A 19,804-nucleotide genomic window follows, 5' to 3' on the forward strand; every position below is an offset into this window, starting at 1 on the left:
GATTCAGTGGCCCGGACCGCGATCCGAGTGAGAACCGCCTCAGCTCTCCAGCAGCGCCAGCAGCTCGGTGTTGCCGAACATCCTGGCCGCGTCGATCGCCGACGGCTCCCCCGCCGTCGCGTCCGCGCCGCCCTTGAGGAGGGCCTTCACGACCTCGGGTTCGTTCTTGAAGACCGCGCCGGCGAGCGGGCTCTGGCCACGATCGTTCTCGCGGTTCGGATCGGCGCCGCGTTCGATCAACGCCGCGACGGTCTCCGCGTGACCGTGATAGGCGGCGAGCATGACCAGCGTGTCACCCCGGTCGTTGGTCAGGTTCGCCGAAACGCCCGCGTCGACGTACGCGGCGAGCTCCGCGGTCGCGCCCGCACGGGCGAAGCCGAAGACCTTCGCCCACAGCTCCAGCAGTTCGGGATCGAATTCCTCGGCCTGTCCGGGGTTCTCCGTCATGGACCCGATTCTCCCACAACGGTCGCGGTCCGGGCGGTGTGTCGCACCGCCCGGACCGGTGGCGTCAGCGCCCCGCGTTGGGGTAGGGCAGCAACGCCATCTCGCGGGCGTTCTTGATCGCCGTGGCGACCTGTTTCTGCTGCTGGGGCGTCAGCCCGGTGACGCGGCGGGCGCGGATCTTGCCGCGGTCGGAGATGAACTTCCGCAGCAGATCGACGTCCTTCCAGTCGACCTCGGTGATCTTGTTGGCGCGCAACAGGTTCATCTTGCGCTTGAAGGGGCGGTCGCGGTTCGGCTTGCCCATCGCGCTCACCAGCTCGACTTCGTGACGCCGGGCAGTTCGCCGTTGTGTGCCATCTGCCGCATCCGGACCCGCGAGAGCCCGAATTTCCGCAGGTAGCCACGCGGGCGGCCGTCGGCGGTGTCACGATTGCGGATCCGGGTCGCGCTGGCGTCGCGCGGCATCGCCTGCAGGGCCGACACGGCCGCCGCCTTCTCCTCGGGCGACGCGGAGGGCGAGGCGATGGTGGCCTTCAGCTCGCGACGGCGTTCGACGTAGCGCGCGGCGATCACCTTGCGCTGGTCGTTCTTGGCGATCTTCGACTTCTTGGCCATCAGCGCTCCTCCTTGAACTCGACGTGCTTGCGCGCGACCGGGTCGTATTTGCGCAGCACCATGCGGTCCGGGTCGTTCCGGCGGTTCTTCTTGGTGACGTAGGTGTAGCCGGTGCCGGCGGTCGAGCGGAGCTTGATGATCGGCCGGATGTCGGTGCTCTTGGCCATCAGAGCTTCACCCCTTTCGCGCGGAGCTCGGCGACGACGGCCTCGATCCCCCGCTTGTCGATGGTCTTCATGCCCTTCACCGAGACCCGCAGCCGGACCCAGCGTCCTTCGCTCGGCACGAAGTACCGCTTGGCCTGCAGGTTCGGCTCCCAGCGCCGGGACGTGCGCCGATGCGAATGCGACACCTGCTTTCCGTAACCCGGTTTGCGGCCGGTGACCTGGCACACGGCGGACATATACCCTCCCAAGTTGATATCGGTTGTCGTTTTCATTTACTCTACACAGCCGAACCCGAACGCCCTCGACGCCCCGGAGCTTCAGTGACCGACAACCCCCGCGTGCCCCTCGTCCTGATCAGTGGCCTCGCACCGGGACCGAACGCCGACCTCGCCGAGCGGCTGCGCCTCGCCGAACCCGGCACCGCCGTCGTGCACCACGACCTGAGGCAGATTCACTCCGGCGTGGTCAAGCGGCGGATCCGGCTCGGCGACCGCGACCAGTTGACCGTCCTCGAACTCGCGCACGGCTGCGTCTCGTGCACCTTGCGCGAAGACCTGCTGCCGTTGCTGCGCAAGCTCTCCCGGATGCCGCAGGTGCGGCGGATCGTGGTGCGGCTCGACGAGGCCATGGAGCCCGAGCCGGTCAGCTGGGCACTGCACAACGTCCTCGTCGGCGAACGGCCGGTGATCGAGGACGTCGATCTCCGCGCCGTGCTGACCGTCGTCGACTGCACGGGCTGGCTGGCCGACAGCACCGGCGACGACACGCTGGCCGAACGGAACCTGCGGGCCAGCCCCGAGGACGAGCGCACCGTCGCCCAGGTAGCGCTCTCCCAGGTCGAGTTCGCCGACCTGCTGGTCCTCGCCGGAGCGGCGACGGACGCCTGGTCCGCGGCGAAGGCCTCGGCAGTGCTCGACCGGGTCGCGCCGTCGATCCCACGCGTCGAGCTGTCCACTGTGGACGGGAAGACCGTGCTCGACGCCGTCCCCTCCGACGCCCGGCGCGGCGAGGTCACCGACATGCACGGACCGCTGCTGCGCGGCGAGCCGCCGTTGCACACCGACTGCGGCATCGGGCTGCTCACCTTCACCTCGCAGCGCCCGTTCCACCCGGAGCGCCTCCACGACGCGATCGACGTCCTGCTCGACGGCGTCGTCCGCACCCGGGGACGGCTCTGGGTGGCGAGCCAGCCGGACATGGCGCTGTGGATCGAGTCCGCGGGCGGCGGTCTCGGTGTCGGGCACGCCGGGGCGTGGCTCGCCGCCCCCGGCGGACCGGACTGGGCGGACGTCTCCCCCGAGCGGCGCACCCTCGCCTCCCTGCGCTGGGACCCGCTGTTCGGCGACCGCGCGCAGGAACTGGTCGTCGTCACCGATCAGGCCACCCCCGAGGAGATCGAGTCCGCCCTGAACGGGGCGTTGCTGACCGAAGAGGAACTCGCCGCCGGGGAGCAGGAATGGCTCAGCTACCCCGATCCGTTCGGCGAGTGGCACGAAGAACCGTGTGAGGACACGGAAACCGACCCTGAGAAGCACGACGTGAACGTGTCGAACCGAAAGGACGAAACGCAGTGAAACCGGGAATCCACCCCGACTACCACCCTGTGGTGTTCAAGGACCTCTCCACCGGGGACGCCTTCCTGACGCGCTCCACCGCCACCTCGGACCAGACCATCGAGTGGAGCGACGGCAACACCTATCCGGTGGTGAACGTCGAGATCAGCTCGTGGTCGCATCCGTTCTGGACCGGCAACCAGCGGATCATGGACAGCGCGGGCCAGGTGGAGAAGTTCCACCGCCGGTACGGACGCCGCGGAGGGTCGAAGTAATGGCCGTCCCGAAGCGGAAGATGTCGCGTAGCAACACCCGGTCCCGGCGTTCGCAATGGAAGGCGGCCGTGCCCGATCTGGTACCGATCAAGGTGAACGGTGAAACGAAGCTCGTGCCGCGCAAGCTGATGAAGCACTTCTTTAATGAACACGGCCATCAAGGTGGGGCGTGACGACGCCCGTCACGGTGCTGTCCGGATTCCTCGGTGCGGGCAAGACGACCGTGCTCAACCACGTCCTCGCCAACCGCGACGGGCTGCGGGTGGCGGTGATCGTGAACGACATGAGCGAGGTCAACATCGACGCCGCGCTGGTGCGGGACGGGAACAGCCTGTCCCGCACCGAGGAACGGCTCGTCGAGATGACCAACGGCTGCATCTGCTGCACCCTGCGCGACGACCTGCTGGAAGAGGTCTCGCGGCTGTGCGAGGACGGCCGGTTCGACTACCTGCTCATCGAATCGAGCGGCATCTCCGAGCCGATGCCGGTGGCGGCGACGTTCTCGTTCGCGCGTGAGGACGGCGCCACTCTGCTGGACTCGGCGCGGCTCGACACGATGGTGACCGTGGTCGACGCCGTGAACTTCGAGCGGGAACTGGCGGCCGGCGACGCGCTGATCGAACGCGGGCTGGACCAGTACGACGGGGACGAGCGGACGGTCAGCGACCTGCTGATGGACCAGATCGAGTTCGCGGACGTCCTCCTGCTGAACAAGGCGGACCTGGTCCCGGCCGGCTCCCTCGACCGGCTGACGGCGGTGCTGCGGCGGCTCAACCCGGCTGCCGAGGTCGCCGTCTCGACACACGGCAGGGTCCCGCTCGACCGGCTGCTCGGCACCGGGCGCTACGACGTCGAGCGGGCACAGGAAGCACCCGGCTGGGTGGCCGAACTCAACGGGGATCACGTTCCGGAGACGGAGGAGTACGGGATCTCCAGCGTGGTCTTCCGCGCCGAGGCCGCTTTCGATCCGGAGCGGCTGTGGGACTTCGTCGGGCGGCTCGATTCCGGGGAGTTCGGAACGGTCCTGCGGTCGAAGGGGTTCTTCTCGCTGGCGTCGCGGCCCGGGGTGACCGGGCTGTGGTCGCAGGCGGGTTCGGTCGCCCGGTTCGAGCCGCAGGGTGTCGAGGAGGCGCCGCGGCAGGAACTGGTGTTCATCGGGGTGGGACTGGAGGAGGACGCCCTGCTGGACTCGCTCCGGTCGTGCCTGGCCGCCGGTTCGACCGGCGCGGATCCGTTCCCGGAGTGGGAAGAAGCGGTGCACGTCCACTGAGGTAGCGGCCGTAGGCCGAGTGTCCACAAGGGACGCTTCCAGCGACCGGATGCCCGGTTTAGGCACGTATGCACGGTTCTAAAGGGGTTGTGAGTGGTAAAGAGGGTTAGAACGCTCTTTACCACTCACGACCCCCCTCGACAAGTCAGGCAAAGTGCCCAAATCTGGCGCGTCGATCGCGAGAAGTGTCCCTTGTGGATGGTCGAGGACGCCCGTCAGGTCTTGACGAGACTGCTCACCGCTCACGACCACCTCATCTTCGCACTTCCGCCACTGTGGCGGGCAAGCCAGCGCGAGGTCAGTGGTCGTCGTAGTGGTCCCCGTGCGCGGCGTGCCGGTGGCCGTCGTGCAGGTAGTCGACGTGGTCGCCGTGCGGCACCGCGACGTGGCCACAGCCCTCACCGTGTGCGTGCGTATGGCCGGCGTGTTCGGTGTGGGCGGCGGTCATGATCGGGTCCTTCCTGATCGAAAATGCCTGATCAGGCGGACCGTAGCACCGGTCTACCGGCCCAGCAGCGCTCTCACTCGACCGAGTGTCCGCACCTGGTCGGCCCAGCGCGGGCCCGTCAGCCCGACGACGACGTGGGCCGCTCCCGCCGCACGGTAAGCCGACAGCCGTTCGGCGACGGCCTCGGCGGAACCGGTCAGCGGCAGGGAGAGCGCCTGGTCGAGCGGCATCCCGTAGGCGTCGCCGATCCCCTTCGCCAGGTCCTCAACCGGCGGCAGGTCGGCGTCCCCGCCCAGCGCGCCGGTGGCGCCGACCGCGATCACCGGATCCGCGACGCCGAGATCGATCAGCCGTCGCCGTCCGGCGGCGACGGCTTCCGGCGGCAGGAGGGAAGGGAACCACCCGGTGCCGTGTTCGGCGACCCGCTGGAGCACGAGCCTGCCCCGGTTGCCGACCCAGATCGGCGGGACCGCCGCCGGCGGCGCCAGTTCGACGGCGGCGTCGCCGATCCGCACCTCTTTGCCTGCCAGCAGTTCCGGCAGCAGGCGGAGTGCCTCGTCGGTGCGCGGGCCGCGGTCGGCGAACGGCATCCCGGCCGCCGCGAACTGGGCTTCTCCCCCGCCCGAGCCGATGCCGAGGATGAGCCGTTCGCCCGACACCTGCTGCAACGAGGCGATCTGCTTGGCCGCCCACGCCAACGGCCGCATCGCCGGGACGAACACGCTCAGCCCGATCCGGATCCGGGTCGTGACCGCGGCGGCGACCGCCAGCCCGACCGTGCTGTCCAGTGAGGGACGTCCGGTCATCAGGTGATCGCCGAGGAACACACTGTCGAGGCCGGCGTCCTCGGCCTGCCGGGCGGAGACACGGAGATCGCCGGCCGGGAGGATCACACCCAGTTTCATGAACCCATCGTGCGACCTCCACTTGACTGGAGGTCAAGTGCTCTTCACGGTCAGGCGATGTGGCGGCGGTGCCCGGCCCAGAACGGCTCCCGGAGCGCCCGCTTGTCGACCTTGCCGATCGCCGTCAGCGGCAGCGCGTCGGCGAAGTCCACATCGGACGGTACGAAATGTTCCCGCCCGAAGAACTCCCTGGCCTGTGCCCGGACTTCTTCGGCCGACAGCGCTCCTGAAGCGACCGGCACCACCACGGCGTGGACCCGCTCGCCCTCGCCTCCGTCGCCCGGCACCCCGAACACGGCCACGGAACGGATCAGCGGATGCCGCGCGAGCGCGTTCTCGACCACGGTCGAGTACACCTTGGTGCCGTGCTCGCCGGTGATGATGACGTCGTTCGCCCGGTCCAGCAGGTAGAGGTATCCCTCGTCGTCGAACCGCCCGAGGTCACCGGTCCGCAGCCAGCCGTCCCCGATCGGCGCCGACCCGTGGTAACCGACCATCATGGCCAGTCCACGCACCAGGACCTCACCGTCGTCGATCCTGGCTTCCATGCCCGGCACGATCCGGCCCACGGACTCGAGCCGTTCCGGCCGCCCGCCGAGTTCCGCCGCGGAGATGCTCGCGATCATCGGCGCCTCGGTGAGCCCGTATCCCTGTCCGACGACGGGTCCGAACACCTCGAGCGCCTGAGCCAGCCGTCTCGGCGGAAGCGGGGCGGCACCCAGCGAAAGCTGGCGCACACTGCTGACGTCGGTCGACGTCATGGCCGGATGGTCGAGCACCGCGGCCAGGCGCGCGGGGGTGAGGGACAACGTGGTGATCCGGTGTTCCGCGATCGCGTCCAGCACCGTGCCCGCGTCGAAGCCCCGCAGCAGCACGACACTTTCCCGCCGCAGGATCGCGCCGAGCACGGTGGCGTTGCCGGTCATATGCGTCATCGGCGCGATCAGCAGCGTGCGTCCCAGCCCCGCCGGATCCGGCGCGAAGATATGGGCCATCCCGTCGTAGATCCCGCTGTGCCGGATGAGTTTCGGCGCCCCGGTGGTACCCCCGGTGGGAAAGATGGCGGTGACCGACTCCGGCAGGTCCGCCGGATCGGTACCGTCGCGGTCCACCAGGTCGTCGAGCGTGATCACCCGCGTGTCACCGGCGGGCCAGTCCGACGGCTGCTCGGTCACCAGGGTCGTGACCCCGGCCGCCTCGACCGCGGCGAGACGATCCGGCGAACTCGCCGACGCCGCGACGAGCAGCACCGTCGAACCCCGCAGCTGCGCGGCGATCTGCAGGAGGACGGTTTCCGGCCGGTTGCCGGCGTCGATGGCGACCACCCCGTGCTCCGGCAGCCCCGCGTACATCCGGCGTACCAGGTCGAGCGCCTGCCCGTAGCCCGTCTCCAGGCCGTCCTGACTGAACAGCACCTCGTCGCCCCCCGAACGCAGCGCGTCCAGCACCCGGGTCAGGAACAGACTCTCCACCGGCCGGACCCTAACCCAGGGTCAAGATCCCGAGCAGCACCCGCCGCCGGACGAAGCGGAATCCTCGTATGCGTCGTGCCAGTTCCACCACTCGTAAGGCGGCGTCTGCGGATAGCCCTCCGGCGAGTCCTCCCACTCCTCCTGCCGCCCCAGCGCGGTGATGTCGAGGTAGCTCCACGTGCCACCCATCGCTTCGTCGCCGCGGGCGTCGACGAAGTAGGTGCGGAACACCTGGTCGCCTTCGCGGATGAAGGCGTTGGTGCCGTGCCATTCGCCGACCCCGAAGTCGACGTCGAAGTCGCTGGTGATCGTGTACCACGGCATCGTCCAGCCCATCCGCGCCTTCAGCCGCGCGATGTCCGGTTGCGTGCCCCGCGAGGCGAAGGCCAAGGTGGTGTCGCGGGCGTTCAGGTGCGCGACGTGCGCGACCTGATCGGCGATCAGTGAGCAGCCTTTGCAGGCGTGGTCGGGAAAACCCTCCACCCCGGGATCGAAGAAGGCCCGGTAGACGATCAGCTGGCGGCGTCCTTCGAACAGGTCGAGCAGGTTCACCGTCCCGGACGGACCGTCGAACTCGTACGGCTTCTCGATCGCGACCCACGGCATCCGCCGCCGCTCGGCCGCCAGTGCGTCACGGGCGCGGGTCAGTTCCTTTTCCTTCACCAGCAGACGAAGCCGCGCCTCTTCCCATTCCGCCGGCGAGACGATGTTCATCCCGCCAGCTCCGCGGGCAGGACGCTTCGCCGGTTCGGCTGCCCCTCGCCGGTCGTGATCAGCTCGCGCAGGCTGGTGCCGGCGTAGAAGGTCCATGCCTTGTGGCAGACGTCGAAGCATTCGTACTCCGGGACCAGCCCGTGATGGGTGAAGCGCGCTTCGGTCTTGCCGTCCTTCTCGGCGATCTCGAACGTGATCGTGGTGCCGACCCATTCCGACTTGTCGCGTGTGAAGTCGAAGTGGTTCTCGAGGACCAGCCAGGACACCTTGCGGCCCGGCACGGACTCCGTGATCCGCATCCGGCAGCGGTGGAGCTCCTCGTAGTGGTACTCGAACTCGTCGCCGGCGTGCACGATCTCCTCCGACCACCACCCGCGGACGTCGTTGAAGGCGTCGAAGACCTGTTGCGGCGTCTGGTCCACGGTGAAACTCGTCGTGAAGCTCATGATGTTCCCTCCAAATGGTCTTTGAGTGCCGCCAGCGGCCCGTCCCAATCGCGGGCGAGCGCGGCGAGGAATTGCTGGGCGACCTGCATCGGCGCCGAATGCAGCCGATAGCGGACGCGGCGCCGCTCCCCCTGCTCCGGGATCACCAGCCCGGCGTCGGTGAGCAGTGCGAGGTGCTTGGCGATGGCCTGCCGCGTGATCGGCAGCCGGTCGGCGAGGTCGGTCGCCGTGGCCGGGCCGCCCGAGGCGAGGACGGCCAGAATGCTCCGCCTGCTCGGGTCGGCCAGTGCGACGAAGACCTGTTCGGCGATCGCTTCGGTGTCAGACGGCATCGAGGTATTCGATCAGTTCACCCAGTTCGGCCGCCCACCCCTTCGTGTTCCCTTCGAACGCGACACGGTGAGCGTCGTCCGGCAGCTGGGAGAAGCCGGACTCGACGACGGTGAGCCGGGTACCGGCACCGGCCGGTTCGAGGGTGAACTCGACGTAGGTGCGGCGAGGGTCGTCGTCGGGGAGGCCGTAGATGTTCCAGGTGAAGCCGAAGATCTCCGGCTCTTCGACGCGCTCGACGCGCATCTCCGCCTTGTGCCCCTCGTCCCATTTCATCTCTGCCTCACCACCCGGCCGCAGGTCGATGCTCGCCTGGTTCCCGAACCAGGTGCCCAGCCCCTCGGCCGTGGTCAGCGCGGCCCAGACCTTCGCGGGCGGATGGGCGATTTCGACGGTGCGTTCGATCCGGTCGGGGAATCCCACGACGGCCTCCTCAAGTAGCAATCAATCGGTTGCTATAACTTTGTATAGCAACCGGCCGATTGCGTCAAGGGCGGATCAGGAAGCGGTGTACAGCGCGCCGAGGAACTCCAGCAGCAGCCGCTCGCGTAATGGACCGGGCGCGGTGGCCAGCAAGGCGTTGATGACCGCCATCCGGGTGGGCAGGCCCGCGTCGCCGCCGAGACCCGCGGCCGCCAGCAGCCCGGCGAACTGTTCCGGCGTCAACGTCGCGGGGTCCAGCGCGGCGACGAACTCGGCCACCTGTGGGTCGACGACGACCGGCCCGGCCTTCCGGGCGGCCACGACCGCGGCGCCCAGGTCGGCCAGGAAGTCCTTCTCACTCCCCCAGTTCGCGGCCGTCACGGTCAGGTGCAGGTTCGCGGGCGACGACTCGTGGGCGAACTGCGGCTGGACGTACCAGCCGCGCTCCCGCATCTCGTCCGCGACGGTGAACAGGTCGAATCCGGCGCCGTCCGCCACGGTGAACGCGAGCAGGGTCGACACCGGATCACCGAGGACGCGCAATCCATCGAGTGTCTCGATCCCGGCGCGGATCTCCACGGCCGCGGCGCGTGCCGCCGAAGCCAGCTTCGCGTAACCCTCGTCGCCGACGTGCCGCACGACCGCCCACGCCGCGGCGAGCGGACCACCGGACCGCGTGCTCTGCAGCGTGGTGTTCAGCATCGTGTAGCCGGGCCAGTCGGCGCTGGCGAAGTACTGCGGCCGGCGCAGGTCGGCGTTGGCGTGCAGCAGAACCGACACGCCTTTCGGACAGTAGGCGTATTTGTGCAGATCGACAGAGACACTGGTGACGCCGGGAACGTCGAACCCGAACGGGCCGAGCCCCAGGTACGGCAGCACCCAGCCGCCGATGCAGGCGTCGACGTGGAACCGGACGCCGTCGAGCGGTGCGGCGATCTCCGGGATCGGGTCCAGGACGCCGTGGGCGTACGACGGAGCACTCGCGACGACGAGGACCGTGCTGTCGTCGACGGCGGCGGCCATCGCCTCGGGAACGGCACGGAAGGTGACCGGGTCGACCGGCACCGAAACCACGCGGACACCGAAGAAATGCGCCGCCTTGTGGAACGCGGCATGCGCGGTCGTGGGCAGCACGATGCTCGGCGAAGACACGTCCGGACGTGCGTCGCGGGCGGCCAGTACCGCGAGCATGCACGACTCCGTGCCGCCCGAGGTCACCGAGCCGACCGTCGCCGCCGTACCGCCCAGCAGACGCGCGGCGGCGCCGACGAGGTCGTTCTCCATCCGCAGCAGGCTGGGGAAAGCGGTCGGATCCAGCCCGTTGGCCGACGAGGCCAGCGCGTGCGCCGCCGCGCCGAGTTCGTCCACTTCGGACAGACCGCTGTCGTAGACGTACGCGAGCGTCCGGCCTCCGTGCGTGGGCAGGTCGCCCGCGCGCAGTTCCCGGAGCTCCTTCAGGACGTCCTCGGCGGTCACGACCGGCGCTCCAGCACCGACCTGCGCAGCAGCGGGATGCCCAGCACGATCAGCACGGCCGGGAGGATCGACGCGCCGAGCAGGATCGCCGTGAGCGCGCTGTCCGGCTGCGCGGCCTTGGCGTCGAGGCTGGACTGGTACCCGCCGAACTGCAGCACGAGCCCCCACAGGCCCGGTCCGAGGGCGAGCCCCAGCGTCTCCGACGCCGTCCAGACGCCGGCCGCGACCCCGGCCCTGGTCTCGCCGGTCCGCTCCTCCTCGTCGCTGATCAGATCCGGCAGGATCGCCAGCGGGAACACCGAAATCCCCGCGTAGCCGACACCGCAGAAGGCGACGAACACCATCGTGACGGCGAACGGGAACACCTCGGCGCCGAGGAGCCCGAGCAGGCCGATGCCGAACGCGGCGGTGGCGATCCGGAACCCGGCCAGCTTCCCGAGGCTCGCCCCGAGTCGCGGCCACAGCGGCATGGTGAGCAGTGCCGGGCCGACGAAACCGACGAACAGGACCGTCGCGTAGCCCGAGCTGCCGAGGATCCGCTCAGCGAAGTACGGGATCGCCGCCAGCACCGTGCCGATGCCGAGCGCCTGGATGAAGTACACCCCGAGCAGCCAGCGGAACGGCCGCCACTGCGCGAGCGTCCGGAGCAGTTCACGCGGGCTCACCGTGTTCGGCCGGAGCGCACCGACGGGGGCGCCCTTCAGCCCGAAGTACACGCCGAGTGTCGCGAGCAGGATGACCACGGCGATGAACAGGCCCATGACCCGGTAGCCGGCGACACCGCCGATGAGCTCGGTGATCGCGGGCGCGCCGCCGCCGGAGACCAGGATGGCGACCGCGAGGAACCCGATTCGGACGCTGGTCAGCTTCGTGCGCTCTTCGGCCGAGTCCGTCAGCTCGGCGGGCAGCGCGTTGAACGGCACCTGGAAGAACGCGTACGCGGTGGCGCACAACAGGAACACGACGATCACGTAGATCGCGTCGGGTACCGGGCCACCGAGGCCCGGGTGCGCGAACAGGGCCGCGAAGAGAATCGAGACGCCGATGCCGCCGTAGAGCAGGAACCGGCGCCGGCTGCCGGTGCGGACCATGTCCGCGTCCGACAGCCTTCCCGCGATCGGGTTGAAGAGCACGTCCCACGCCTTGGGAACGAACACGATCAAGCCGGCCACGCCCGCCGCGACGCCCATCGTGTCGGTGAGGTACTTGAGCAGGAGCAGGCCGGGAACGGTGCCGAAAGCGCCGGTGACGAACGAGCCGAGCGAGTAGCGGTACCTCGTCCGTGCTGGCAGCGTGGCCATGATCCTCCTCGAGGCGATTCTCCCGATGAAGGCCTCAGTATTGGATCTTGGCCACCACCGGGTAGTGGTCGGAGGGAATCGTGCCACCGTCGTAATGCACGAGCTGTACCGGGCCGACAGCGGCGAGTGGACGGCCGCCCGCGCGTACGGCGCCGACGTAGTCCAGCGAGTCGCGGTAGGTCGCCGGAACGGACTTCGCCGCGTTCGGATTGGTGGCCGCGTCGAAGGTGTACGAGCCTTCGCCCGTCGTGCGGAGGATGCCGCCGAGGAAGGCTTCGCCCTGCTGGACCTGCGTCCGGCCGAGCGAGTCCTTGCGCGTCTGCCCGGCCCAGTACTCGATGTTCAGGTCGCCGGCGACGACGACCGGCTCGGCCGCCGGCGCGTATTTCGTGACCAGATCCCGGATCTCGCCGAGCTGCGCCATCCGGATGTCGTGCGCCTTCGGCAGCGTCTCGGGCCCCTCGTCGGCCTGCATGTGGGTGCCCGCGATCCAGAGCGGCTTCCCGTTGACGACCAGCCGTGCGAGCGCGGCGCCCTTGTTGGACAGGTAATCCGCGGTGCCGGAGTACGAAGTGCGGAAGACCAGCTGATGTTGCTCGGTCACCGGCGCCTTGCTGAGCACGGTGACCCCGCCGTTGACCACGACGGGGGAATTCGAGCAGTTCCCGTTCACCGTGGTCCAGCCCGGCGAGGTGCCGCAGTACTGGCCGACGAGCGGGGTCTGGTGCGGCCAGACGTCCTTCAACCGGTTCCGCAGTTCCTCCGCCTGGGCGCTGAAAGCCTCGTCCAGGACGACGACGTCGGCGTCGTTCGCGCGGATGACCTCCTCCGCCGCGCGAGCCCTTGCCTGTTTGTCCGAAGTGTTCGGACTGGCGATCCAGGGCAGCTGCCAGATGTTGAACGCCATGACCTTCACCGAGACCGCGGCCTGTGCGGGCACGGCGGTTCCGGCGAACATCGCGGCGGCGATGGCGAGTACGGCGAGCTTCCGCACGAAAGATCCTTCCGGGGTCAGGAGACGACGAACGTCCGCGAGGTTCCGCTGAACGCGGAGATCGCCCCGTTCCAGCCGTTCTTCCAGTTGCCGAAGTGGACCACGCGATATTTGCCGATCGGGGCGTTCGCGGGGATCTTCCAGTGGACGACGGCTTTCGATTCGGCGACGAACGTCCGCGCCCAGTGGTACTTCGTGTCCCAGTCGCCGTCGTCGGCGTACCTGATCCACTTGCCGTCGACCAGCCGCTGGATCTCCAGGAACGTGCCACCGCGCCGCAGGTCGTTCTTCGGATGCCCGGTGACGAACTCGACCGCGACCTGTTCGCCGCGCGCGTAGGTGCTCTTCGCGTCGGCCAGGACGTCGCCGAAGCCCTTGAACGCGGGCGCGCTGTCGAACACGACCCCGGGCTGGAAGTTGATCAGCTTGCCGCGCAGATCCCGCGGCGTCGGCCCGTGCGCCACCGTCGTCCCGGCCTTCATCGCGGCCGCGAGCTTGGCGAATTCCTGCTGGTACGCCGGAAGCGTGTAGCGGCCGTACAGGGTCGACGCGCCTTCGTACTGCTGCGAGTCGTACTCCTCGGGCGTGGTGACGTACTGGCTGTACGCGTTCGCGTAACCCTGGACGAGCACGTTCTCCAGCGGGACACCGCATTCGGCGGCGACGGTCCGGCGCAGGCGCAGCCCGGCGACGATGGTCAGCTCGGCGGGCACGGCGACGAGGTGCACCTGTCCGATCCGGACGATCTGCAGCGGCAGGACCTCCGGCGTCCACGGATACGGCTTCATCGCGCCGAACGGCACCGCGATCACCTTCGGCGCGTGTGCGTCGGCGAGTGCCTGCGGGATCGGAGCGTCGATGCCGCCGAGCCAGTCGATGAACGGGTTCTTCACGCCTTCCGGCAGGGGCAGGCCGGGGCCGTCCTCGCGGCTTCCCGCCAGCATCGACACGCCGATCGCGGCCGTGCAGGTGCGCTGGGGCCGCCCGTTCGGCGTGTACTTCGCGTCGACGGCCACGTCGGACATGTCCACGTAGCACATCCGGTGGTCGACACCCCCGGTCACGGCTTCGGCGGCCGCGTCGAAGGCGCTCTTGGCCGCGCGGAACTGAAGGTCGCCGATGGTGCGGGTGTTCTCGAACTCGGTTTCGGGCGTGCCGGGTTCGAGGTTCAGGTTCGGGCTCATGTCGCCGGTGTTGGTCTGCGGGAACGCGGCGACGAACCGCGAGTTCCCGTCGAGGTAGCGCACGCCGGCGTGGTCGTGCTCCCATTCGTAGGCGGCGTAACCCTTGTTGTCGCCGCTGATCAGGTGGTTGCCGTTGCTCATCGACGTGCCGTGCGTGGCGAACCAGCTGATCGCGCCGACGTCGACACCGTTCTGGCTGAACCGCAGCACCGTGACGGCCGGGTCGATAGCCTGCGGGAAGTGGTCCTTGTCCGCCTTCGGGTTCAGGTCGAAGGCCTTGCGGGAGCGGTTGACGCTCGCCTTGGTCAGCTCCGCGCGCCCGAGCCGGATCGTCCCGGGCGCGAGGTTCGCGTGCGCCCGGCTGATCGCCTCGAAGATCCCGTCGACGTGCGCGTCGTACACCTGTTGCTGGAAGCCGAGGATCGCCAGATCGTAAGCGGCGTAATGGGAATCCCCGCCGCACGCGGAATGGGTGTGCGTGGCGTTGAGGAGCACGTTCTGCTCGGTGTACAGGTCGCCATACGCGGCCTGGAGCTTGCGCAGCACGCCTTGATGGACGGATTGGAACAGCGCGCCGAGGTCAGCGGTGACGAAGGCGATCCGCTTGGCGCCGTCGTCGACCACGAAGGCGCGGGCGCGGGTGCGCAGGTGGATGCCCGCGGTCTGCTGCTGCGGCATCGAGTAGCCCATCATGCCGTTCTCGGCCGCCGGGCCGGTGACGTCGGAGATGCCGACGCCGACGCGGAAACCCCGTGATGGCGCCGCTTGTGCTGGTTGGGCGCCGAGCACGCTCGCCGCGACCGGCAACGCCGCAGCGCCCGCCAGAATCCGCCTCCGGCTCACCGTCATGAGTCGTACCTCCCGGCCACGAACATGAACCGACTTCATGTTCGTGGCGGGGACGCTACGTGATGGGCCTCACTGTCGCAACCCACGAACGGCCGGGTTCCGACGACCGGAAATGCCATGAAAGGGTCGTTCAGGACGAAATATGTCCTGAACGACCCTTTCATGACACACGCGCGTTTCTCGACCGAGCAGCTACGAAAGGGACTCCGCGACCTTCGTGAGCGTGGCGGCATCGCCCCGCAGAAGCAGCGTGGTCACCACGGTCTCCTCCCACGCGGCGAGTTCGTCACGGATCTTCTCCGCCGGGCCGATCAGCGAGGTGTCCTCCACGAGCGACGTCGGGATCGCGGCGGTCGCCTCGTCCTTGCGGCCTGCCAGGTACAACTCCTGGACCTTGTCCGCGACGTCCTCGTACCCCATCCGGGCGAAGACGTCGTGGTGGAAATTGACCGATTTCGCGCCCATGCCACCGATGTACAGCGCGAGCGACGGTTTGATCCAGCTCGCGGCCTCTTCGACGTCGTCGTGGACGAGCACCGGGACGGAGGCTGCGACCTCGAAGTCGTCGAAACCATGACGGGCACCGGGGCGCGAGAAACCCTCCTGCAGCGCCGTCCGATAGAAGGCGTCGCTCTTGGGTGAGAAGAACAGCGGGAGCCAGCCGTCGCAGATCTCCGCCGACAGCGCCACGTTCTTCGGCCCCTCGGCCGCCAGGAAGATCGGGATCTCCTTGCGGAACGGGTGCACTGTGGACTTCAGCGCCTTCCCCAGTCCGGTTCCACCTCGCAGCGGCAACTGGAAGTGCTGTCCCTCGTGGGTCACCGGCGCCTCGCGCGCGACGACCTTCCGCACGATGTCGACGTACTCGCGCGTGCGGGCCAGCGGCTTCGGATACGGCTGCCCGTACCAGCCTTCGACCACCTGCGGCCCGGACGCGCCGAGCCCGAGCACGAACCGGCCGCCGGACAGGTGGTCCAGAGTCAGCGCGTGCATGGCCGTCGCGGTCGGGGTGCGCGCCGACATCTGCACGATGTTGGTGCCGAGCTTGATCCGGCTGGTCGACGCACCCCACCAGGCGAGCGGGGTGAACGCGTCCGAGCCGTAGCCCTCGGCGGTCCACACGGAATCGAAGCCGAGTTCTTCGGCCCGCAAGACCGCGTCCAGCGCGCCCTCCGGCGGGCCGGAGGACCAGTAACCGAGGTGGTAACCCAGCTTCATCGAGGCTCCTAGTCAGTGTCCGTACTTGCGGGAAGGAGTGGTCGGGAGCGACTCTTGTCGGACCCCAGGCAGGCCCCCGATGTGGCATTGGGGACGCTCAGTGTCCCCAATGCCACATCGGGGGCATCGGACCGCGGCGAGCCAAGCTCCATCGAGGCTCCTCGTCATACGTTCGGTGAGTAGTGCTCGGGTTTGCCCCGCTCCGAAAGCGGCGGAAGGTTCCTCGCGGGAGTCTCGACCAACGGCGCGTCCGGTGCCAGTTCGCCGCGCTCCCGGCGCCAGCCCGCCCTCGCACGCGGATGGTAACGGCGGTCTCGCGGCACCAGCTTGAACGCCGCGTTGATCAGCTTCCCCACGCGACGATGCCGCCGCTCGTCGCGTTCGGTCCAGGTGTAGCCGAGCCGCTCGCGGATCGGCGGGTCGTACAGCCCGACCGTCAGCCAGACGAAGTTCCGCGCCACCTGCCCGCGGACGAGGTTCCAGGCGAAGCCGGGCAGCCATGGCAGGAAATGCGGTTTGGCGATGTCCTGGATCTCGAGAACGTCGCGAGTCGCCTTGTTGTCCTCCAGGACGTCCTCGCACATGCGCTTCCAGTACAGCTGGAAGTCCTCCCACGACTCCGGCACGGGGCGCATGCTCATGCCGTACATCTCGTACCACTGGACGTGCTCGTCGAACAGCTTCCGCTTCCCGGCCTCGCCGATCCCGCCGCAGAAGTTGTCGGCGATGAGGATCGCGCTCACGAAGAACGTCGAATGCGCCCAGTAGAAGGTGTCCGGGTCGAGCGCGTGATAGCGCCGCCCGTGTTTGTCGACGCCCTTGATCCGATCGTGGTAGCCGCGCACCTCCAGCGCGGTCTGCCGGGCGCGCGGGCCGTCGTAGATCACTCCCCCGATCGGGTACAGCGAGCGGAACAGCCGTTGCCAGCGCTCCTCGAAGAACCGCGAATGCTCCTCGACGCCCGCGCCCAGCCCGGGGTGCATGTTCTGCATGGATCCGGCCCAGAGCGCGATGAGCAGCCCGCGCCAGTCGCCGAAGTACTTCCAGGTCAGCGAATCCGGTCCGAGCGGCCGCGGTGGTGTCATCCCCGGTCTCCTCATTGAGCTGGTTAAATTGACCACAACTGTTGTCAGGTTAAAGTTGACAACGGCCGTAGTCAACAAGAGGAGCCGATCATGGCCGGCCGCAGCTGGGCAGGCACGACCCTGGACGACCGCAAGGCCGCGCGACGGGAACAACTCGTCGACGCGGGCCTCGACCTGCTCGGCACCCAGGGCAGCGCCGGGGTGAGCGTCCGCGCGGTGTGCCGCCACGCCAAGCTGACGGAGCGGTACTTCTACGAGAGCTTCACCGACCGCGAGGAACTGGTCGTCGCGGTCTACGAGCACATCGGCGAGCAGGCGCGGCAGGCACTCGTCGACGCCGTCAGCGACACGGCCGAACCCGCCGAACGGGCGAAGGCCGCCGTGCGCGCCTTCGTCGAATTGATGCTCGACGATCCGCGCAAAGGCCGCGTGCTCCTGCTCGCGCCGATCACCGATCCCGCGCTGACCACACGCGGGATCGCGCTCCTCCCGTCCTTCGCCGAACTGGTCAGCGGGCAGCTGTCCCACGGTGACGCGGCCGAGCGGCAGATGACGTCGATCGGGCTGGTCGGCGCGCTGAGCAACGTGTTCATCGCCTACCTCGACGGCTCGCTCAAGGTGAGCCGTGAGCGCCTGATCGACCACTGCGTCCGCCTCGTACTCGGCGCCGACCGTCAGCCCTGACCGCGTTCGGTGACCAGCTGCAGGGCGATGTCGATGATCATGTCCTCCTGACCGCCCACGTATTTCGCGGCGCCGACGCGGTAGAGGATTTCGTGCGCCGGGACGTCGTAGCGCTCGGCGGCGCGCTCCGCGTGCAGCAGGAAACTCGAGTACACCCCGGCGAATCCCTGCACGATCGACGAGCGGTCCATCACCGGGAGCCGCGTGATGTAGGGCTTCACGACGTTTTCGGCCGCGTCCATCAGCACGTCCTTGTCGACGCCCGTGCGGATCCCGAGCCGCTCGAAGGTCGCCGCGAGGACCTCGGTCGGCGAATTCCCGGCGCCCGCGCCGAGCGCCACGAGCGAACCGTCGATCTGCCGCGCACCCGCCCGGTAGGCGAGGACCGAGTTCGCGACGCCGAAGCTCAGGTTCTGGTGCCCGTGATAGCCGACCTGTGCCTCGTCCCCGAGTTCCGCCACCAGCGCGGCGACGCGTTCACCCGCGTCCTCCAGGATCAGCGCCCCGGCCGAGTCGACGACATAGACACACTGGCATCCGGCGTCGACCATGATCCGGCCCTGTTTCGCCAGCGCCTCGGGCGTGGACATATGGGACAGCATCAGGAAACCGACCGTTTCCAGCCCGAGGTCGCGCGCCGCGCCGAAATGCTGGACCGACACGTCGGCCTCGGTGCAGTGGGTCGCGATCCGGACCGCGCCCGCGCCGAGGTCGGCGGCCACCCGCAGGTCGCCGACCGTGCCGAGGCCGGGCAGCAGCAGCACCGCGATCTTCGCGTGCCGTGCCTCGTTGACCGCCGCGGCGATCAGCTTCCGTTCGTCCACAAGGGAAAAGCCGTAGTTGAACGTCGAGCCGCCGAGGCCGTCGCCGTGGCTGACCTCGATCAGCGAGACCCCGGCGTCGTCCAGCGCCCGGACGGTGTCGCGCACGTTCTTCTCGGTGAACTGATGCGCCATCGCGTGGCTGCCGTCGCGCAGGCTCGTGTCGACCAGCCGGACTTCCCGGCTCACGTCGTCCCAGCTCATGCCGCCACCTCCTGAGTGGCCAGAAGGTCGCCGACCCGGGCGGCCGCGGCCGTCATGATGTCGAGGTTCCCGGCGTATTTCGGCAGGAAGTCCCCGTTGCCGGCGACCTCCAGGAACACCGCGACCCGCGCCTGCCCGCTCCAGCCCGGCCGCGGAGGGTCGTACTGGGGATCCGCCTTGAGCGTGTAACCCGGCACGTAACCCTGGACGGTTTCGACCATGCGGTGGATGGATTCGCTCACCGCGTCGAAGTCCGCGTCCGGGTCGATCGCGCAGAACACCGTGTCACGCATGATCATCGGCGGTTCGACCGGATTGATGATGATGATCGCCTTGCCGCGGCTCGCTCCCCCGACGAGTTCGATCCCGCGCGCCGTCGTCGCGGTGAACTCGTCGATGTTCGCCCGGGTGCCCGGTCCGGCCGAACGCGACGAGACGGACGCGACGATCTCGGCGTAGGGCACCGGCGTCACCCGCGACACCGCGTGCACGATCGGGATCGTGGCCTGGCCGCCGCAGGTGATGAGGTTGACGTTCGGCACGTCCAGCCGTTCGGGCAGCCCCACGGCCGGGCAGGTGAACGGGCCGACCGCGGCCGGGGTCAGGTCGATCGCGCGGATCCCGGCGGTCGCGTAGCGCGGCGCGTTGGCCAGATGCGCCTTCGCCGAGGTCGCTTCGAAGACCAGGTCCGGCAGTTCGTCGCGCGACAGCAGCCAGTCGACGCCGCCGGCGGAAGTCTCCAGCCCCAGCTCGGCGGCCTTGGCCAGCCCGTCCGAGTCCGGGTCCACGCCGACCATGTACCGCACCTCGACGTGCTCGCTGCGCCTGAGCTTCGCGAGCAGGTCGGTGCCGATGTTTCCGGGACCGACGATCGCGGCCACCGCTTTCCGTTGCGCCATGTCAGGTGACGCTCCCCGCTCGGA

Annotated in this window: 25 protein-coding genes; 5 read left to right on the plus strand and 20 right to left on the minus strand. The window is 68.9% G+C overall.

The genetic code is table 11. The annotated features are described in order from the left end of the window. Positions 1-39: 39 nt before the first annotated feature. The 5 genes from ACIHAO_RS25335 to rpmB form a co-directional block, all read right to left on the minus strand. Entirely contained in the window at positions 40-447 is a 408-nt protein-coding gene (locus ACIHAO_RS25335) for an ankyrin repeat domain-containing protein (protein ID WP_396561735.1), read from the minus strand. A gap of 64 nt (positions 448-511) precedes the next feature. Further along, a complete protein-coding gene (gene rpsR, locus ACIHAO_RS25340) occupies positions 512-760 on the minus strand; it encodes a 30S ribosomal protein S18 (protein ID WP_396561737.1) in 249 nt (82 codons plus the stop codon). Then, on the minus strand, positions 757-1,062 hold the full coding sequence (rpsN, locus tag ACIHAO_RS25345; RefSeq protein WP_125784181.1) for a 30S ribosomal protein S14: 306 nt from the start codon (positions 1,060-1,062) through the stop codon (positions 757-759). The genes rpsR and rpsN overlap by 4 nt, the downstream gene beginning before the upstream one ends. Further along, entirely contained in the window at positions 1,062-1,229 is a 168-nt protein-coding gene (gene rpmG, locus ACIHAO_RS25350) for a 50S ribosomal protein L33 (RefSeq protein WP_005149953.1), read from the minus strand. The genes rpsN and rpmG overlap by 1 nt, the downstream gene beginning before the upstream one ends. Further along, the gene (rpmB, locus tag ACIHAO_RS25355; protein WP_005149951.1) at positions 1,229-1,465 is read right to left on the minus strand and encodes a 50S ribosomal protein L28; all 237 of its coding nucleotides are present in this window, start codon (positions 1,463-1,465) and stop codon (positions 1,229-1,231) included. The genes rpmG and rpmB overlap by 1 nt, the downstream gene beginning before the upstream one ends. 84 nt (positions 1,466-1,549) lie before the next feature. On the opposite strand from rpmB, the gene mrf reads away from it, so the two are divergent. From mrf to ACIHAO_RS25375, 4 genes are read left to right on the plus strand one after another with little or no spacing between them, the layout of a single operon-like run. Next, positions 1,550-2,803, plus strand: a complete 1,254-nt coding sequence (mrf, locus tag ACIHAO_RS25360) for a ribosome hibernation factor-recruiting GTPase MRF (RefSeq protein ID WP_125800753.1) — start codon at positions 1,550-1,552, stop codon at positions 2,801-2,803. Beyond that, a complete protein-coding gene (locus ACIHAO_RS25365; protein ID WP_007032638.1) occupies positions 2,800-3,057 on the plus strand; it encodes a type B 50S ribosomal protein L31 in 258 nt (85 codons plus the stop codon). Before mrf ends, ACIHAO_RS25365 begins: the two co-directional genes overlap by 4 nt. After that, complete coding sequence (gene rpmF, locus ACIHAO_RS25370; RefSeq protein WP_396561741.1) at positions 3,057-3,230, plus strand: 50S ribosomal protein L32; 174 nt, start codon at positions 3,057-3,059, stop codon at positions 3,228-3,230. The genes ACIHAO_RS25365 and rpmF overlap by 1 nt, the downstream gene beginning before the upstream one ends. Further along, on the plus strand, positions 3,227-4,327 hold the full coding sequence (locus ACIHAO_RS25375; RefSeq protein WP_396561743.1) for a GTP-binding protein: 1,101 nt from the start codon (positions 3,227-3,229) through the stop codon (positions 4,325-4,327). Before rpmF ends, ACIHAO_RS25375 begins: the two co-directional genes overlap by 4 nt. A gap of 298 nt (positions 4,328-4,625) precedes the next feature. On the opposite strand, the gene ACIHAO_RS25380 is transcribed toward ACIHAO_RS25375, so the two are convergent. The 13 genes from ACIHAO_RS25380 to ACIHAO_RS25440 form a co-directional block, all read right to left on the minus strand. Next, entirely contained in the window at positions 4,626-4,775 is a 150-nt protein-coding gene (locus ACIHAO_RS25380) for a hypothetical protein (RefSeq protein WP_396561873.1), read from the minus strand. Between the two features lie 53 nt (positions 4,776-4,828). Beyond that, on the minus strand, positions 4,829-5,680 hold the full coding sequence (locus ACIHAO_RS25385) for an LLM class flavin-dependent oxidoreductase (protein WP_396561745.1): 852 nt from the start codon (positions 5,678-5,680) through the stop codon (positions 4,829-4,831). 50 nt (positions 5,681-5,730) lie between these two features. Continuing rightward, positions 5,731-7,152, minus strand: coding sequence for a class I adenylate-forming enzyme family protein (locus ACIHAO_RS25390; RefSeq protein ID WP_396561747.1), 1,422 nt, complete (start codon positions 7,150-7,152; stop codon positions 5,731-5,733). A gap of 21 nt (positions 7,153-7,173) precedes the next feature. Further along, positions 7,174-7,866, minus strand: a complete 693-nt coding sequence (locus ACIHAO_RS25395) for a DUF899 domain-containing protein (protein WP_396561749.1) — start codon at positions 7,864-7,866, stop codon at positions 7,174-7,176. Next, a complete protein-coding gene (locus ACIHAO_RS25400; RefSeq protein WP_396561751.1) occupies positions 7,863-8,312 on the minus strand; it encodes an SRPBCC domain-containing protein in 450 nt (149 codons plus the stop codon). The genes ACIHAO_RS25395 and ACIHAO_RS25400 overlap by 4 nt, the downstream gene beginning before the upstream one ends. Beyond that, complete coding sequence (locus ACIHAO_RS25405) at positions 8,309-8,644, minus strand: helix-turn-helix transcriptional regulator (protein WP_125784199.1); 336 nt, start codon at positions 8,642-8,644, stop codon at positions 8,309-8,311. Before ACIHAO_RS25405 ends, ACIHAO_RS25400 begins: the two co-directional genes overlap by 4 nt. Next, the gene (locus ACIHAO_RS25410) at positions 8,634-9,065 is read right to left on the minus strand and encodes an SRPBCC domain-containing protein (protein WP_396561753.1); all 432 of its coding nucleotides are present in this window, start codon (positions 9,063-9,065) and stop codon (positions 8,634-8,636) included. Before ACIHAO_RS25410 ends, ACIHAO_RS25405 begins: the two co-directional genes overlap by 11 nt. A 75-nt stretch (positions 9,066-9,140) precedes the next feature. Continuing rightward, positions 9,141-10,541: a pyridoxal phosphate-dependent decarboxylase family protein gene (locus tag ACIHAO_RS25415; RefSeq protein ID WP_396561755.1), complete on the minus strand. Its 1,401-nt coding sequence runs from the start codon at positions 10,539-10,541 to the stop codon at positions 9,141-9,143. Then, positions 10,538-11,842, minus strand: coding sequence for an MFS transporter (locus ACIHAO_RS25420; protein WP_396561757.1), 1,305 nt, complete (start codon positions 11,840-11,842; stop codon positions 10,538-10,540). Before ACIHAO_RS25420 ends, ACIHAO_RS25415 begins: the two co-directional genes overlap by 4 nt. Before the next feature lie 34 nt (positions 11,843-11,876). Further along, positions 11,877-12,836 (minus strand): sphingomyelin phosphodiesterase, encoded by a 960-nt coding sequence (locus ACIHAO_RS25425; protein WP_396561759.1) that lies wholly within the window; start codon positions 12,834-12,836, stop codon positions 11,877-11,879. A 17-nt stretch (positions 12,837-12,853) separates the two neighbouring features. Further along, complete coding sequence (locus ACIHAO_RS25430; protein WP_396561761.1) at positions 12,854-14,869, minus strand: neutral/alkaline ceramidase; 2,016 nt, start codon at positions 14,867-14,869, stop codon at positions 12,854-12,856. A 192-nt stretch (positions 14,870-15,061) separates the two neighbouring features. Continuing rightward, positions 15,062-16,087 carry an LLM class F420-dependent oxidoreductase gene (locus tag ACIHAO_RS25435; RefSeq protein WP_396561763.1) on the minus strand — a complete coding sequence of 342 codons (1,026 nt, stop codon included), beginning with the start codon at positions 16,085-16,087 and terminating at the stop codon, positions 15,062-15,064. 164 nt (positions 16,088-16,251) lie between these two features. Continuing rightward, positions 16,252-17,172 (minus strand): oxygenase MpaB family protein, encoded by a 921-nt coding sequence (locus tag ACIHAO_RS25440; protein WP_396561765.1) that lies wholly within the window; start codon positions 17,170-17,172, stop codon positions 16,252-16,254. Between the two features lie 90 nt (positions 17,173-17,262). On the opposite strand from ACIHAO_RS25440, the gene ACIHAO_RS25445 reads away from it, so the two are divergent. Continuing rightward, positions 17,263-17,856 (plus strand): TetR/AcrR family transcriptional regulator, encoded by a 594-nt coding sequence (locus tag ACIHAO_RS25445; RefSeq protein WP_396561767.1) that lies wholly within the window; start codon positions 17,263-17,265, stop codon positions 17,854-17,856. Here ACIHAO_RS25445 and dmpG read toward each other — a convergent pair. Continuing rightward, positions 17,847-18,881: a 4-hydroxy-2-oxovalerate aldolase gene (dmpG, locus tag ACIHAO_RS25450; RefSeq protein WP_396561769.1), complete on the minus strand. Its 1,035-nt coding sequence runs from the start codon at positions 18,879-18,881 to the stop codon at positions 17,847-17,849. The genes ACIHAO_RS25445 and dmpG overlap by 10 nt on opposite strands. Beyond that, positions 18,878-19,780 carry an acetaldehyde dehydrogenase (acetylating) gene (locus tag ACIHAO_RS25455; RefSeq protein WP_038514145.1) on the minus strand — a complete coding sequence of 301 codons (903 nt, stop codon included), beginning with the start codon at positions 19,778-19,780 and terminating at the stop codon, positions 18,878-18,880. The genes dmpG and ACIHAO_RS25455 overlap by 4 nt, the downstream gene beginning before the upstream one ends. Positions 19,781-19,804 lie beyond the last annotated feature (24 nt).

It is taken from the genome of Amycolatopsis sp. NPDC052450 (assembly GCF_044547565.1).
In the GTDB taxonomy this organism is placed as follows: Bacteria; Actinomycetota; Actinomycetes; order Mycobacteriales; family Pseudonocardiaceae; genus Amycolatopsis.